At 47.2% G+C, this 16850-nt stretch carries 10 protein-coding genes; 7 read left to right on the top strand and 3 right to left on the bottom strand.

Annotated features, from left to right (window positions below; translation table 11 throughout):
- Nucleotides 1-98 precede the first annotated feature (98 nt).
- Entirely contained in the window at nt 99-2150 is a 2052-nt protein-coding gene (gene ligA, locus ACFPIB_RS05255; protein ID WP_378016379.1) for an NAD-dependent DNA ligase LigA, read from the top strand.
- Between the two features lie 138 nt (nt 2151-2288).
- Nucleotides 2289-3152, top strand: a complete 864-nt coding sequence (dapA, locus tag ACFPIB_RS05250) for a 4-hydroxy-tetrahydrodipicolinate synthase (protein ID WP_378016378.1) — start codon at nt 2289-2291, stop codon at nt 3150-3152.
- 130 nt (nt 3153-3282) lie between these two features.
- Here dapA and ACFPIB_RS05245 read toward each other — a convergent pair whose 3' ends face one another.
- Together ACFPIB_RS05245 and ACFPIB_RS05240 are read right to left on the bottom strand one after the other, a co-directional pair.
- On the bottom strand, nt 3283-4023 hold the full coding sequence (locus ACFPIB_RS05245; RefSeq protein ID WP_378016377.1) for a (Fe-S)-binding protein: 741 nt from the start codon (nt 4021-4023) through the stop codon (nt 3283-3285).
- A 3-nt stretch (nt 4024-4026) separates the two neighbouring features.
- Nucleotides 4027-4875 carry a hydroxymethylglutaryl-CoA lyase gene (locus tag ACFPIB_RS05240; protein WP_378016376.1) on the bottom strand — a complete coding sequence of 283 codons (849 nt, stop codon included), beginning with the start codon at nt 4873-4875 and terminating at the stop codon, nt 4027-4029.
- A 175-nt stretch (nt 4876-5050) separates the two neighbouring features.
- Here ACFPIB_RS05240 and ACFPIB_RS05235 point away from each other — a divergent pair, with 175 nt between their 5' ends.
- Nucleotides 5051-8761 (top strand): hypothetical protein, encoded by a 3711-nt coding sequence (locus ACFPIB_RS05235; protein ID WP_378016375.1) that lies wholly within the window; start codon nt 5051-5053, stop codon nt 8759-8761.
- Between the two features lie 102 nt (nt 8762-8863).
- Here ACFPIB_RS05235 and ACFPIB_RS05230 read toward each other — a convergent pair whose 3' ends face one another.
- Nucleotides 8864-9946, bottom strand: a complete 1083-nt coding sequence (locus tag ACFPIB_RS05230) for an NADH:flavin oxidoreductase/NADH oxidase (protein ID WP_378016374.1) — start codon at nt 9944-9946, stop codon at nt 8864-8866.
- Between the two features lie 294 nt (nt 9947-10240).
- Here ACFPIB_RS05230 and ACFPIB_RS05225 point away from each other — a divergent pair, with 294 nt between their 5' ends.
- From ACFPIB_RS05225 to ACFPIB_RS05210, 4 genes are all read left to right on the top strand, one after another.
- Nucleotides 10241-10615, top strand: a complete 375-nt coding sequence (locus ACFPIB_RS05225; RefSeq protein ID WP_378016373.1) for a hypothetical protein — start codon at nt 10241-10243, stop codon at nt 10613-10615.
- Between the two features lie 393 nt (nt 10616-11008).
- On the top strand, nt 11009-12091 hold the full coding sequence (locus ACFPIB_RS05220; protein WP_378016372.1) for an efflux RND transporter periplasmic adaptor subunit: 1083 nt from the start codon (nt 11009-11011) through the stop codon (nt 12089-12091).
- 24 nt (nt 12092-12115) lie between these two features.
- Nucleotides 12116-15322: an efflux RND transporter permease subunit gene (locus tag ACFPIB_RS05215; protein ID WP_378016371.1), complete on the top strand. Its 3207-nt coding sequence runs from the start codon at nt 12116-12118 to the stop codon at nt 15320-15322.
- The gene (locus ACFPIB_RS05210) at nt 15312-16742 is read left to right on the top strand and encodes a TolC family protein (protein ID WP_378016397.1); all 1431 of its coding nucleotides are present in this window, start codon (nt 15312-15314) and stop codon (nt 16740-16742) included. The genes ACFPIB_RS05215 and ACFPIB_RS05210 overlap by 11 nt, the downstream gene beginning before the upstream one ends.
- Nucleotides 16743-16850: the final 108 nt, after the last annotated feature.

Raw genomic sequence — 16850 nt, 5'->3', positions numbered from 1 at the left:
CCTTTTACTTTTTACCCCGAAAATGATACCGTTTTTTCGGCCGTGCTTCTGCCCTTTTTCGTACTTTTGTTTCTGCTGAAAAACCGCATTACTTTACCATGACCGAGACCCAGGCCGCCGAACGCATAAAAGAACTTACCCGCCTCATAAACCACTACAATTTCCAGTATTATCAGCACGCCGTTTCCGAAGTTTCGGATTATGAATTCGATATGCTGCTGGAAGAACTCATGAAGCTGGAAAAGGAATTCCCGGGTTTGCAAGCCGTCAACTCTCCTACCCAGCGCGTGGGCGGCACCATTACCAAAACTTTCCCGACGGTTTACCACACCTACCCCATGCTTTCGCTGGGCAACACCTATTCCGAAACGGAGCTCCGGGAGTTCGATAACCGCGTGCGCAAGGTGCTTGAAGGCGATTTCGAATATGTTTGCGAATTGAAATTCGACGGCGTGGCTTTGAGTCTGACTTACGAAAACGGTGAATTGGTACGTGGCGTAACCCGCGGTGATGGTACGCGCGGCGACGATATTACGGCCAATGTACGCACCATTAAAAACATTCCGCTACATTTACAAGGCGCTGATTTTCCGGCAAAAATGGAAGTTCGCGGGGAAGTTTTCATGCCTTTATCGGTTTTCGACCAACTGAACAAAGAACGCGAAGATATTGGCGAAGCGTTGTTGGCAAACCCAAGAAATGCCGCATCCGGAACGCTAAAAATGCAGGATTCTGCGGTTGTAGCCAAACGAAAACTAAGCTGCTATGTGTACAGCATGCTCGGCGAAAAACTTCCTTTCGAAACGCATTCTGAAACGTTGGAAGCCATGAAAAAATGGGGTTTCGATGTTTCACCAACCTGGCGCAAATGTACTACTATTGACGAAGTTTTAGCATACATTAACGAATGGGAAACCAAGCGTTTTGAACTCCCGATCGGCACCGACGGCATTGTAATTAAAGTGAACAATTTCGCGGAGCAGGAAGAGCTTGGTTACACGGCTAAAAGTCCGCGCTGGGCCATTGCTTATAAATACAAAGCCATGAGTGCCGCTACGCCGCTGCTGGGAATTAAGTATCAGGTGGGCCGCACGGGTGCGGTTACGCCGGTGGCTTTGCTCAAACCTGTACAACTGGCCGGCACTACCGTAAAACGCGCGTCGCTGCACAATGCCAACGAAATTCAGCGCCTCGATATTCACGAAGGCGATACGGTTTTTGTAGAAAAAGGCGGTGAAATTATTCCAAAAATTACCGGCGTTGATGTTGAAAAACGTATAGCCGGAAGCCAGCCAGTAGCTTATATCGATCACTGCCCGGAATGTAAAAGTCCGTTGGTAAGAGCCGAAGGTGAGGCGAATTTCTATTGCCCTAACGAAGATGGCTGTCCGCCGCAAATAAAAGGCAAACTGGAACATTTCATTTCCCGCAAAGCCATGAACATCGAAAGTTTAGGCGAAGGAAAAATCGAACTGCTTTTCGACCGCGGCTTGGTACGTACACCGGACATGTTCTATGACCTGACATTTGAGAATTTATTCGGGCAGGAAAAAGTTTTTGAAGACGAGGAAACCGGTAAAACCCGAAAAGTAAGTTTCCGCGAAAAAACCGTGGAAAACATGCTGAACGCCATCGAAAAATCGAAAGAAGTTCCTTTTGACCGCGTGCTTTTCGCTTTGGGAATTCGCTTTGTTGGTAATACGGTTGCACAAAAATTAGCCGCCCATTTCCGCAGCATCGACAACCTGAAAAAAGCAACGCTGGAAGAACTGGTTTCCGTTCCGGAGATCGGCGACCGCATTGCGTTTTCGGTGCAGCATTATTTCAGCAAACCCGAGCATCTGCAAATGGTAGAAAAACTGCGCGAAAAAGGTTTACAAATGGAGCTGCCGGAAAAAGAAGAAACCGGCCCGGTTTCCGAAAAACTAGCGCCGCATACTTTCGTCATTTCCGGCGTTTTCGAACAGTTCAGCCGCGACGAATTGCAAGATTTAATTACCAGAAACGGCGGCAAAATTGTAAGCTCCATTTCCAAAAAACTTTCCTATCTAGTTGCAGGCGATAAAATGGGGCCATCTAAACTGGAAAAAGCCAACAGCTTCGGGGTAAAAATTATTTCCGAGCAGGAATTTTTGAAAATGATTGATTAGTTGTTGGTTGTTTGTTGTTGGTGATCTGCAAAAGCTAGGATTTCGAGGCCAAAAACTAAAATGAACAGACCAAAACGGTAGGGTTTTCTAACAAAAAAGTAGCACTTTAGCACATTAAAAAATTAGCACATTAATATCATGGATAAATTTAAAGGCACCGGCGTTGCGCTGGTAACTCCCTTCAAAAAAGACTTAAGCGTAGATTTCGATGGCCTGAAAAAGCTGGTTGATTTTAACATTAACGGCGGTGTAAATTACCTCGTGATCAACGGCACAACTGCCGAATCAGTAACGACCACTACGGAAGAAAAAAAGCAGATCCTCGATACGATCCGCAACCATGTAGATGGCCGTGTTCCGTTGGTTTACGGCATTGGCGGCAACAATACGCAGGCAGTTTTAGATACCATAAAAGCGACCGATTTCCATGGCATTTCGGCCATTTTATCTGTAAGCCCCTATTACAATAAACCTTCGCAGGCCGGTATTTACCAGCATTATGTAGCCGTTGCCGATGCTTGTCCGGTACCGGTTATTTTATACAACGTACCTGGTCGAACCGGTAGCAATATGACCGCGGATACAACCCTGAAATTAGCACATCACGATAATATTATCGGCATTAAAGAAGCATCCGGAAACCTGGAGCAATGCATGCACATCGTGAAAAACAAGCCGGAAGGTTTCCTGGTGATCAGCGGTGAAGATATTCTGACTGTTCCAATGGTTTCTTTCGGAATGGACGGGGTGATTTCGGTTCTGGCAAACGCATTCCCGGAAAAATTCAGCAACATGGTGAAACTGGCGCTGGAAAATAATTTCGCCGAAGCCTCCAAACTCATGTTCGATTTTCTGGAACTGAACCCGCTGATGTACGAAGAAAGCAATCCGGTTGGTGTGAAAGCCGTGCTACAGCTCTACGGAATCTGCGAAGACAGCGTACGCTTACCACTGGTAGAAGCTTCCGCCGGATTAAAAACGAAGATCCAAAATTTGCTGTAAAAGCAGTTTTCAAGCCTGATACGATAGCGTTTTAAAACAGAAAAGCCTTCATGATGTATGAAGGCTTTTTTTATTGATTCTTTTACAACGAAAAAAGAGAGATAAAACGCTATGCTTTCAAGCTAAAAAACTACCAGCCACTCGCCAAAACATCAGCAATGTGCATTACTTTCATATCGATCTTATTCTTTTTGATATAAGCATCAATGTGCATTAAACACGAAGAATCGGTGGAAACAATAACAGAAGCGCCTGTTGCCAAAGCATTTTCTACTTTTTGCTGCGCCATCGCCACCGAAATAGCATCAAATTTTACGGCAAACGTACCGCCAAAACCGCAACAGGTAGAAGTTTCTGCCATTTCAATTAACTCCAAACCTTCTACGTAATGAAGTAAGGCACGCGGACCGGCCGCAATTTTACATTCACGCAAAGCACTGCAGGAATCGTGATAGGTAGCTTTGGCATCTAACTTGGCGCCCGGAATTTTCTCGATGTCCAGAACCTTGGTCAGGAATTCGGTAAACTCGAAGGTCTTCTTTTCCAGGCCGCGGTAATTGATAAAACGCGGCGAAGTCACGAACATTTCGGCGCAGGCACCGCGCACGTGGCCCACGCAACTCGCCGACGGACTTACCACGTAATTGCTTTCTTCCGAAATAAAATCGTCGAGAAATTTATTGGCAATTTCCAAGCTTTCGTTGTAAAAACCGGCGTTATAAGCAGGTTGTCCGCAGCAGGTCTGGTTGGGGTTGTAACGCACCTCGCAACCAACGCGCTTCAAAACCTTCACCATATTCATGCCCGTTTCCGGCAGCAGCTGGTCTATAAAGCAAGGAATAAAAATATCTACAATGGGTTTACGCGCCATATTCTAATGCAAAAACACGGAACCAGCTTCGGCAAATGCTTCGGCAAAAGCGGCTTCGTTCAAATTCAAATCAACTCCAACATTCCGGAAATATTGCACCAGGTTTTCGGTGGCCATATTTCCCACCAATTCATCTTTCGCCATCGGGCAGCCGCCAAATCCTTTCATCGCGCCATCAAAACGACGGCAACCGGCCTGGTAAGCAGCTTCCACTTTTTCCCGCCAAGTATTGGGATTGGTATGCAAATGCGCGCCAAACTCAATGTGCGGAAACGCCGGAATTAAACTCGAAAACAAATAGCTGATATTCTCCGGATTGGAAACGCCGATGGTATCGGAAAGGGAAATAATTTTCACGCCCAGCGCATCGAGTTTTTGGGTGAATTCCCCTACCGTTTCCGCGCTCCAGTCATCACCGTACGGATTTCCGAAACCCATGGAAAGGTACGTTACCAGCTCTTTATTATTTTTCACGCAAACTTCCTGAATATTTGCAACTTCCGTCATCGCTTCGGCAATGCTTTTATTGGTATTGCGCTGCTGAAACGTTTCGGAAAGGGACAAAGGGAAACCTAAATACCGGATCTCCTGATGCGAAGCAGCCTGTTCTGCGCCGCGCAAATTGGCAATAATGGCCAGCAGTTTCGTTTTGGTTTCCGAAAGATCGAGCTGCGCAAGCACTTCTGCCGTATCGCGCATTTGCGGAATGGCCTTGGGCGAAACGAACGAACCAAAGTCCAGCGAATCGAAGCCGACTTTCAGCAACGTATTGAGGTAGTGCACTTTGGTTTCGGTGGGAATAAATTCCGTAATTCCCTGCATGGCATCGCGCGGACACTCGATAATTTTCATGGCAATTCTTCAGAAATAACGGCGTAAATATACGCATTCGTAAAGTAGAAACGCGGCAAAAACGGTATCAAATTGCACCAAAAAACTCCGGATCGCGAAATTAAAACTTAAACAAGGTTTCGGCAGTAAACCTACCTTTGCACAGATATAGCATTTTCAGAATTCTTACTTTTCTATGACCCGGATCTTTTTGCTGCTTAGTTTTTTATGCTTTTCTCCTACCGTTTTCGCTCAGAATGATCCTTACCCGGTTTACCTTTTCGGCAACACCGCCACCAAACCGCTTTCCCCGGAAAGTTATACCTTGCTGAAACAGGAAATTGACAAACAAAAAAATCCGTTCACCATCATTCACCTCGGCGATATTGCTTTAAATAAAGGCTGGCCCGAAGAACCTAAACCGGAAGATGCCTTGCGCCTGGAACAACTCGTGAACCTGGTGAAAGACAATCCCAAAGGAAAAATCATATTCATTCCCGGCGATAAAGACTGGAACAATTCCGGTAAAGATGGCCTAAAAGCGGTGAAACGGCTGGAGAAATATTTGCAAAGCCGCCTGCCTTATAAAAACGGTTTTGTGCCGGGAAGCGGCTGTCCGGGCCCGGAAGTGCTGGATGTGAACCCGTTCCTGCGCATTGTTGCTATTAATTCGAGCTGGTGGATGCACCCTTTCGATAAACCTGAAGTTACCGATACCGATTGCAAAATACTGACCCGCCAGGAGTTTGTGGAAGAATTGCAGGAAGAAATTACCGAAGCTGAAAATCGCAACGTGCTGGTGGTCGGGCATCATCCGGTAATTTCCAACGGGGTTTACGGCGGCCGCATGACGCTCATGAAACACATCTTTCCGCTTTCCGATAAAAACCCGCGCAACCGCATTCCCTTGCCTGTTTTCGGAAGTGTTTATGCCGCTTATCGCCAGAATATCGGTACGCCCCGCGATATGAGTAATTTCCGGTACGAAGCTTTTCGGGAGCAAATGGTTAAAATATTTAAACAAAGCCCCGGCCTGATCTATGCTTCGGCGCACGAATACAATTTACAACTGAATTATTCCGATGAAACTTACCACCTGATCTCCGGAAGTTTAACCGAAAAAGAACCCGTTGGCAAAAGCACAGAAACTATTTTTAAAGCTGCCAAAACCGGTTTTACCAAACTGGAATATTACCCGAACGGCGAAATACTGGCTTATTTTTACAAATTGAATGCGGCGCGTTTGAACCTGTTGACCGGTAACATTCTATTTTCCTCCCCGTGCTCCGCTAAAGAATCTGCCGACTCTGCTTCCACGCCGGTAAACCGTTTTTTTATTCCCTGCACCGCGCCCGATTCCGTGCCTGAAACTTATATGGAAATTCAGAACGGAAAAGTGACTGTAGTTCCGGGACCGCAGTACAAAGCCAACTGGCTGAAAAGGATCTTCTTTGGCCGGCTTTACCGCACCACCTGGACTACTCCCGTACAAGTTCCGCTGCTTGATCTACGCAAAACCTACGGCGGTTTGAAGCCCGTGGGTCGTGGCGGCGGAAGGCAAACCACTTCGTTGCAATTCCGCGCCAGGGATGGTCGTGACTTTGTATTCCGTTCCGTAGATAAAGACCCGGTAAAAGCCCTGCCGCTAGCACTTCGCGAAACCTTTGTGACGAATGTGCTCCGCGATATTACTGCCACTGAACAGCCTTATGGCGCGATCATCGTTTCCGCTTTGCTCGATTCTACGGATATTCTGCATGCTCGTCCGCAACTTTATGTATTGCCCAACGACCTGGCTTTAGGACCTTACCGTGCACAATATGCCGGTTTATTTGGCATGCTCGAAGACCGGCCGGTTGATCCTGAAAAAGAAAAAAAAGGTTTTGCCGGCGCCGATGATGTGATCCGGACTTACAGCCTTTTCCGGAAACTTTACGACGATCATGATAACCGCCTGGATGCGTATGCTTTTGGTAAAGCCCGCGCGTTTGATATCTGGATAGGTGATTTTGGTAAACACGATGATAACTGGCGCTGGGCAGGTTTCAAAAACAGCAATGGAGAACGAATTTATAAACCCATTCCGCGCGACCGCGACCACGCTTTTTCCCGCTGGGATGGCTTTTTTCCCTGGCTCGCCGATCAGCCATTTGGTGTAAAAACCATTCAGAATTTCGGCTACGATTATCAAGGTATAAAAAGTTTAACGCACCCGGCACGGCACCTGGACCGGGCTTTGCTGCAAAACTTGACCCGCGAAGACTGGCAGAAAATTGCCCGCGAATTACAAGCCGAAATGACCGAAGCCACTATCGACAAAGCCATTCAGGCCGAACCCGCCGAAGTGATTCCGGTTTCCGGAAACCTGATCGCTTATAAACTGAAGAACCGCATCAAAAAACTACCGCAGGCTTTAGATGAATTCTATGAAAACCTGGCGCTGATAGTAGATGTGGTGGGGTCGAATAAGAACGAATATTTTAAAGTAGAGCGCCTGCCCGATAATTCTGTGCGCGTGCGTCAGTTCGAGAAAGATAAGGAAACCAACGACCCGGAAGGCGAAGCGTATTTCGACCGTATATTTTACCCGAAAGAAACGCAGGAGATCCGGATATTTGCGCTGGATGGCAAGGACGTTATCGATATTTCGGGCAGCAGCGAAACCAGCATTTTAGTGCGCGTAATTGGTGGCGAGGGCGCCGATATCATCCGCGATAATTCTTCCGTGCCCGGTCGCAAACATTATACCCGGGTGTACGACGTAACTAAAACCGAAAGACAGCTTGGAACTGAAGCGAAAGACCTTACCTCCAATGCTCTGCATATCAACGATTATAACCGTCAGGAATTCCGCTACAATTACATGTCGCCGGTTCCCGGTTTGGTTTATAACCGCTCCGATGGACTTGGTGCCAGTTTAACGTTGAAATTCGGGCGTTATTTATTCCGCGAACCCGAAGAAAAACGCATCTATACGTTCGATATCCGGGGAACAAATAAAGGTGCTTTTCAGCTTACCGGTGGGGGTATCTGGAACAATGTGTTGGGTACCTGGAGTGTGGGTGGCGAAGCTTCTTACGGCTCGTATTTCCCGCATTACAATTTCTTCGGCCTGGGCAACAACACTCTTAAAAACGAAACCCTTTACGACGAAGATTTTTATCGTTCGCGCTACAAAGGGCTGCGCATGAATGGTTTTACGCAGACCAGATTTTTACGCAAAAGTTTTTTCCGTTTCGGACCTTTGTATGAATACCTCGTTTCCAATCCGCAAAACGGTACCATTTTAAACGAAGAAACTGCCCGTGAATTAATTACCGGAAAAGAAAGTTTGCTGGGCGGCCTTGCCGAACTCGATTTCGATCTGCGCGATAATGCCAGTTTTACGACCAGAGGTTTGCGTTTCAAATTCAGCCACACCACTTATCAGCGATTATCGCGCGAGAAAAATTCCTTTGGTTTAACACAGCTTTCCGGCCAATATTTTGGCACGGCGCGCATTAAAATTCCGGTTACTTTAGCCCTGAAACTTGGCGGAGCACGCAACTATGGTCACGATCTGCCTTTCTATAAATACACCTCTCTGGGCCTGAACGATAACCTGCGCGGCTACGTAAACAACCGCTTTTTCGGCGACCGTTCTGCTTATCTAAATACCGAATTGCGTTTCCATCTGGGCCGTGTGCGCACGTCTGTTCTACCTTTTTATTACGGTGCCGTAGCATTTTACGATCAGGGAAAAGTTTGGTACCAGGGCAGCGATGCGGGTGGTTTTCATAAAGGCTATGGCGTTGGTTTTTATATTGCGCCTATTGAACACCGCTATGCGCTAAACGTACTATTCGGGCATTCTGAAGAAGAAGCCTTACTGCTGCAATTCTCCCTCGGTCTGGTTTTGGATCGTTAAAAACGCTATCGTTTCAGGCTGAAAAAGTCTGTTCAGAATTTCAATTTATTCCATAAAAAAACGCTATGGTTTTCGGTCTGAAAACCATAGCGTTTTTTGCTTTTATTTTCTGGGTTTAGCGCGTTCGTATTGCACCGGCCACTCAATTTCCTGCCTTAAATGCGTGGCCGCGGTTAATCCAAAATACGGATCCCGCAGAAATTCCCGGGCTATTACTACCATATCAGCCTGTCCGGTCCGGATGATGTGGTCGGACTGGTGAGCAGTAGTTATTAATCCTACGGCGCCAGTAAAAATTCCGGTTTGCTTTTTTATTTCCAGGGCAAAAGGCGTTTGGTAACCCGGCCCCGGTTTTATTTTCTGCACCGGCACATTCCCTCCGGAAGAACAATCTACCAGATCCACACCCTTCGTTTTTAGTATTTTAGCCAGTTCTACAGATTGATCCAACGTCCAGCTTTCCGGCGCATCTTCTACCCAATCCGTCGCAGAGATCCGCACGAACAAAGGCAGATCTGCCGGCCATTCTTCCTGAATTCCGGCCAACACTTCCAGTAAAAACCGCGTCCGGTTCTCAAAACTTCCGCCGTAATTATCGGGGCGGTGGTTGGTAAGCGGCGACAGAAATTCGTGCAACAAATACCCGTGGGCTGCATGAATTTCAATTACTTTAAAACCAGCCTGCAAAGCTCTTTTCGCAGCATTTTTAAAATCCTCAATTACTTTTTTTATCTGCTCCAAAGTGAGTTCCAAAGGCGCCGGCGTTTCATCATTCACCGGAATCGGACTGGGAGCGTAAATTTCTTCCCAACCACCTTCTTCCGGAGTTAAATGCATATTACCGAGCCAGGGCGCACTTTTACTAGCTTTTCTTCCGGCATGCGCCAGTTGTATGCCCGGAATTGCGTGTTGGGCGGCAATAAAACTGGTGATGCGCCGCAAAAATTCAAGGTGTTCATCTTTCCAGATACCCAGATCGCCGGGAGAAATACGACCTTCCGGCGAAACTGCGGTAGCTTCCGCAATAACCAAAGCTGCTCCGCCAACCGCCCGGCTGCCTAAATGCACCAGATGCCAGTCGTTGGCAAATCCATCTTCGGCAGAATACTGGCACATGGGCGAAACCACAATGCGGTTTTTAAATTCCAGGCTTTTGATTTTGAGTGGCGAAAAAAGATGTTCCATATAAGAATAACAGGTTAAAATAAAGGTTGCGGTAATGTAGCGCAAATATCCGGGATAAGTTGCCGTACCCAACCTGATTTTCAGTTTTCTATTAAAATCAGAAGCACTTTTTCAGCCCAAAACCCTACCGTTTTTCAAAATAAACCGGCATAAATAACGTGCGCAACCTGAAGAGCAGACGTTTTATAAAGTCATTTGTGAGCGAATTGTTAAATTTGGGAAACTACAATTTTTTGAACTAAGGCTGATATTTCATACCTTTGCACCATAATTACCAATTCTTTCCGAATTCTGATGCTAAGAAAGCTCGCTACTTACCTGTTAATATTTGCTACCACGTGCAACGTGGCCGGCTTTTATGCAGCGGCAGCTACGCTCAATGCCGCTTCGTTTTCGGTTTGCCAGATCACAGTAGAGCCGGGCGCAAAAGCCGAAACCACGGTTAAAAAAGCTTCTACCGATGTGGTAATTGTTACCACGCCGCTCATAAAAGAAGGCGAAGACAAAAGTCTGAAGTTTAACCTCGACTTCGATTACGCTCTCACCGAAATTCCTTATTTTCTGCCGGTTTTACGGGCGGGCCCTTCGGCGAATTATGTAAATTTATACGCTTTAGCTAAAGGCAAAAACGCCCCGCTTTTCCTGCTGAACTGTAATTTCCGAATTTAGTTTTCTTTTCTGCTGATGCCGTAACTGCGCTTTTTAAAAGCTGCGGGCTACGGCATTTCTGTTTCCGATCCGTTTCAGGTTTCCCATTTCCGGGCATTTTTCAATGCACCTGAAAAACCTGTAACCTCCTGTCAGTTTACTTTCCTGAATGCTGAGATTACCTGAACCTGCGGTTTGTTTTTAAAGCTGGCAAAACGCTATGGTTTCAGGCCGGAAAAGTCGTACTCTCACCGGCTTTTTCTTTCAGAATTTTTTAAAGTGATCCCTGCTCCGGGAAGCCAGTTCCGTTTCCCGGAGCAGCTGGCAGGCGGAATTTCAACTTCGGAAAAAGCAGCATTTCTCCGCATTTCATTCATTTCCATTCAATTTTATTATAAATCTTTAAAGAACCCCATGAAGCGTATTTTCATGTTTTTGGGCCTGGGTTTAAGTTTAATAACCGCAGGCTGCGAATCCCACAAAGAAAAGGCAGAACACGAAACCAAATTTAAGGTTACCAGCCCTTTAGTGAAGGACACCACCCTTACCGAAACGTTCGTTAGTCAGATCCATTCCGTTAGTCACATTGAGTTGCGGGCCCAGGAAAAAGGCTACCTGCAGAAGATTTTTGTAGATGAAGGCCAGCACGTTAAAAAAGGCCAGTTGCTGTTCCAGATCATGCCGAATTTGTATGAAGCCGAACTGAAAAAAGCCCAGGCCGAAGTAAATTTTGCCAATATCGAATACAAGAATACCGCTTCGCTGGCCAGCCGCAACGTGGTAGCCAAAACCGAAGAAGCCATGGCCAAAGCCAAACTGGAAAAAGCCAAAGCCGAAGCCGCCCTGGCCAATGTGCACCTGCAATTCACCGAAATCAGAGCGCCTTTCGACGGCATCATCGACCGGTTTCACGTGCGGTTAGGCAGTTTGCTGGAAGAAGGCGAATTGCTCACCAACCTCTCGGATAACAGCAAAATGTGGGTGTACTACAACGTGCCGGAAGCACAATATTTAGATTACAAAAACCAGGAAAAAACCGGGGCCAAAGCGAAGGTAAAACTACAACTGGCTAACAGCCAGATTTTCCCGCACACCGGCGTGGTAGAAACCATTGAAGGCGATTTTAATAACGAGACCGGGAACATTGCTTTCCGGGCCACTTTCCCGAACCCGGATGGTTTGCTGCGCCACGGCGAAACCGGCAACATTCTCATGACCATTCCGCTCAAAAACGCTATGCTTATTCCCCAGAAAACTACTTATGAAGTGCTGGAGAAGAAATACGTGTACGTGATCGACAAAGACGGCAAAGTAAAATCGCGGGAAATTACCGTAGCTGCCGAGTTGCCGCACATTTACGTGGTACAGAAAGGCCTGCAACCCGACGATAAAATTCTGCTGGAAGGCTTACGCCAGGTACGCGAAAACGAAAAGATCCATTCTGAGTTTGTAGCACCGGAAAAAGTGATGTCGCAGTTAGAGCTATACGCGGAATAATCTAAAATTCAAGAATCAGAAAACATGTTTAGTAAATTTATAAGAAGACCCGTCTTCGCGATCGTTATTTCCATTATGATCGTGTTTGTGGGCACCCTGGCAATTAAAAAGTTGCCCATTTCCCAGTTCCCCGACATTGCACCAACCACGGTCAATATCTTCATTGCTTACCCGGGTTCCAGTGCCGATGTACTGGTAAAATCCACTTTAATTACGCTGGAGCAAGCCATTAACGGCGTGGAAGGCATGCGCTACATTGCTTCCGATGCCACCAGCGCCGGCGAAGCTACTTTGCGCATCATTTTCGAACCGGGCACTGATCCAAACGATGCGGTAATTAGGGTGAAAACCCGTGTGGACCAGGTAATGCCGCTGTTGCCGGAACTCGTGCAGCGCGAAGGGGTAATTATCACGCCGATCCAGCCGAGTATGCTCATGTACGTGAACCTTTACTCCAAGGAAGAAAGCATGGATGAAAAGTTTCTGTTCAACTACGCCACCGTAAAAATGATCCCGGAAATCCAGCGGATAAAAGGCGTGGCGCGGGCGCAGATCTTAGGTAGTCGCCGTTACGCCATGCGCGTTTGGCTGAATCCGGATCGGATGCGGGCTTACAACATTTCGGTGGAAGAAGTGATGGAATCACTGGCTGAACAAAGCATTATTGGTCGCCCGGGAAGAATAGGGCAAAGCTCCGGTATTGCAGCGCAATCGTTGGAATACGTGCTGACTTACAAAGGCCGCTACAACAAACCCGAAGAGTACGAAAACATCATTGTGCGGGCCAATTCCGAAGGCGAGAGCATTCATTTGCGCGACATTGCTAAAATAGAACTCGGCAGCGAATTCTTCGATATTTATTCCAACCTCGACGGGCATCCATCGGCGGCGATCGTGCTGAAGCAGAACTACGGCAGTAACGCTTCAGATGTAATTGCCGAAGTAAAAACCCGCCTCGACGAAATGAAAGAAAACTTCCCGCCGGGCGTAGATTACAAGATCAGCTACGACGTTTCGCAGTTCCTCGATGCTTCTATTGAGCAGGTAATTCACACGCTTCGAGACGCCTTCATTCTGGTTGCCATCGTAGTTTTCATATTCCTCGGCGACTGGCGTTCTACTTTAATTCCTATTCTGGCGGTGCCGGTTTCATTGATCGGAGCCTTCTTCGTTATCCAGTTTTTCGGACTTTCTATAAACCTCGTTACGCTTTTTGCTTTGGTGCTCGCCATTGGTATTGTGGTAGATGATGCCATTGTCGTCGTGGAGGCCGTGCACGCGAAGTTTGAGGAAGAACCGCACATTTCGCCTTACAACGCCGTGAAAAAAGTGCTTAGCGAGATCAGCGGGGCCATTATTGCCATTACCATGGTTATGGTTTCCGTGTTCCTGCCGATCTCGTTTATGAGTGGTCCGGTTGGTACGTTTTACCGCCAGTTCTCTATTACCATGGCCAGTTCCATCGTGATTTCGGCGGTAATTGCGCTTACGCTTACCCCGGTGCTCTGTGCCATTTTGCTCAAAAACCACCACGGCCACGAACGGAAAAGAAACCTGCTTACCAGAGCCTTGGATAGCTTTAACCGCGGCTTCGATAAACTGACCGGCCGCTACGTGGCGTTGCTGCGCCGCATGGTGAGCCGCAAATGGCTGACTTTCGGAATTCTGTTGCTGTTTGGCGCGGGTATTTTCTGGGAAAACCAGATCCTGCCGGCTGGCTTTATTCCGAACGAAGACCAAAGCACCATTTACGCCATCATTCAAACGCCGCCGGGTTCAACCTTAGAAAAAACGAACCAGGTTTCGCAACGCCTGCAGAAAGTTTGTAAGGAAATTGACGGCATCGAATCAGTTTCATCTTTGGCCGGTTACGAGATCATGACCGAAGGTCGTGGTTCCAATGCCGGTACCTGCCTCATCAACTTAAAACCGTGGTCTAAACGGAAGCACAACGTGAAAGAGATCATGGAAGAGTTGGAAGAGCATTCCAAAGGCCTGGGTGCGGTAATTGAATTCTTCGAGCCGCCGGCAATTCCGGGTTTCGGTTCTTCGGGTGGTTTCTCCATGCGCTTGCTCGATAAAAATTCCGAAACCAATTACCACGAATTCGACAAAATAAACCAGCAATTCATGGACGATCTGGCGAAGCGCAAAGAGCTTTCGGGCTTATTTACTTTCTTCGCAGCCAATTACCCGCAATACGAATTGGAGATCGACAACAACCTGGCGATGCAGAAAGGTGTTTCGATTGGCAAGGCCATGGAAAACCTGAATATTCTGATTGGTAGTACCTACGAACAAGGCTTCATTAAATTCAACCAGTTCTTCAAGGTTTACGTGCAGTCCGATCCGCAATTCCGTCGCCTGCCTTCCGATATTCTAAAACTTTACGTGAAGAACGATGCCGGTGAAATGGTGCCGTATTCGGCTTTCATGCGCCTGAAAAAAATGCAGGGTCCAAACGAAATTACGCGCTTCAACTTATATAATTCGGCTTCTATCCAAGGGCAGCCGGCTAAAGGTTATACCACCGCCGATGCCATCAAAGCCGTGCAGGAAGTGGCCGAAAAAACTTTACCGAAAGGCTACGACATTGCCTGGGAAGGTCTTTCTTACGATGAATCGATCCGCGGTAACGAATCGCTTTACGTGTTTTTGATCGTGCTGGTGTTCGTGTATTTTGTTCTGGCGGCGCAGTACGAAAGCTTTATCATTCCGCTGGCAGTAGTATTTTCGTTGCCGGCCGGGGTGTTCGGGTCATTTTTGTTGCTGAAACTGATGGGCCTTGAAAACAACATTTATGCGCAGATCGGTCTGATCATGCTGGTTGGTTTGCTTGGTAAAAATGCGGTGCTCATCGTGGAATTTGCCGTGCTGAAACGCCACCAGGGTTACTCTATTTTCGAGGCAGCCATTGAAGGTGCTAAAGTACGTTTCCGACCTATCTTGATGACTTCCTTCGCATTTATTGCCGGTCTGATTCCGCTTATTATTGCTACCGGCGCGGGTGCTATTGGTAACCGCACCATCGGGGCTTCGGCTATGGGCGGCATGCTGTTCGGTACCATTTTCGGGGTAATTATTGTGCCTGGTCTGTACTACATTTTCGCGCATCTCGCCGATGGCCGACAGCTGATCCGCGACGAAGAAGAAACTTCCCTGACCGAAGATTACGTGCACGCCATAGATGCTTTTACCGAAACTGAAGAAACTGAAAAATATGTTCATTAGAAAAATAAAAAACTGGTTAGGGTTTACTTTTCTGGCCCTTTCCTATAGCGCTTGCGTACCCACGCTGGTGTCAAGAACACCGGCCAAGATCCTTCCCACGACTTTTACGGCCCAAAAGGATAGCGTTTCTACGGCCACAATTAACTGGAAACAATACTTCACCGATCCGAACCTGGTAGCCCTCATCGATACGGCTTTGCATAATAACCAGGAACTGAATATTACGCTGCAGGAACTCGAAATTTCCCGCAACGAGATCAGGACCCGCAAAGGCGAATATCTGCCCTCGGTAAGTTTAAGAGCCGGCGGCGGCGTAGATAAAGTGAGCCGCTATACCAACATCGGGGCCATGGAAGCTACCACCGAGATTGAGCCAGGAAAAGAAATGCCGGAGCCGGTAACCGATATGTTTGTAGGCGCTTATGCAAACTGGGAAGTGGATATCTGGCACAAACTCCGCAACGCGAAAAAGGCCGCCGTAAACCGGTATCTGGCTTCTATAGAAGGCCGGAATTTTATGATTACCAACCTGATCGCGGAGATCTCGAATTCCTATTACGAATTATTGGCGCTCGATAACCAGCTGGAAATTGTGCGACAAAATATCGGCATTCAGACCAACGCATTGGAAGTAGTGCGGTACCAAAAACAGGCCGCTAAAGTAAACGAACTGGCCGTGCGTCGTTTCGAAGCCGAGGTGCTGAAAACGCAAAGTTTGCAGTACGATATTCAGCAACAGATCGTGGAAACTGAAAATCGCATCAATTTCCTGGTGGGCCGTTATCCGCAACCTATTGTAAGAAACGCGAGTGCTTTTAGCAGTTTATCGCCGGCAGCTTTGAAAACCGGTGCACCTTTGCAATTACTCGAAAACCGTCCCGATATAAAACAAGCTGAACTGGAATTAGCTGCCGCCGATCTGGACGTGAAAGTAGCGCGCGCTAATTTTTATCCTTCGTTGGGCATAAATGCGGCGGTTGGTTTACGAGGTTTGAACCCAGGTTATTTTGTGAAAGCGCCGGAATCGTTGCTGTACTCGCTGGCCGGCGATCTGGCGGCACCGCTGGTTAACCGGAATGGAATAAAAGCTACCTATTACAGCGCCAATGCGAAACAGATCCAAGCGGTTTACAAGTACGAGCAAACGGTTTTAAAAGCGTTCCTGGAAGTAATAAACCAGCAAAACCGAATCGAAAACCTCGGTAAAAGTTACGACCTGAAATCGCAACAAGTACAGGCTTTAACGGAATCGATTACCATTTCCAACGACCTGTTCCGTTCTGCCCGCGCCGATTACATGGAAGTTTTATTAACGCAACGCGAAGCCTTGGAATCGAAGTTTGAACTGATCGAAACCAAAATGCAGCAGCTGAACGCATCAGTGAATATGTACCAGGCGTTGGGTGGTGGCTGGAAATGATAGCAGCGCTTCCGCATAAAAGAATTAAATCTGAACCAACCAGGATAGGGAATAATGATTTGAAATTCTAATCCTGAACAGTTTGTCTAAAGCCCGGAATAATATTCC

The organism is Adhaeribacter terreus (genome assembly GCF_042657365.1).
GTDB lineage: Bacteria > Bacteroidota > Bacteroidia > Cytophagales > Hymenobacteraceae > Adhaeribacter_A > Adhaeribacter_A terreus.
This window is presented reverse-complemented; position numbering and strand designations above follow the sequence as displayed.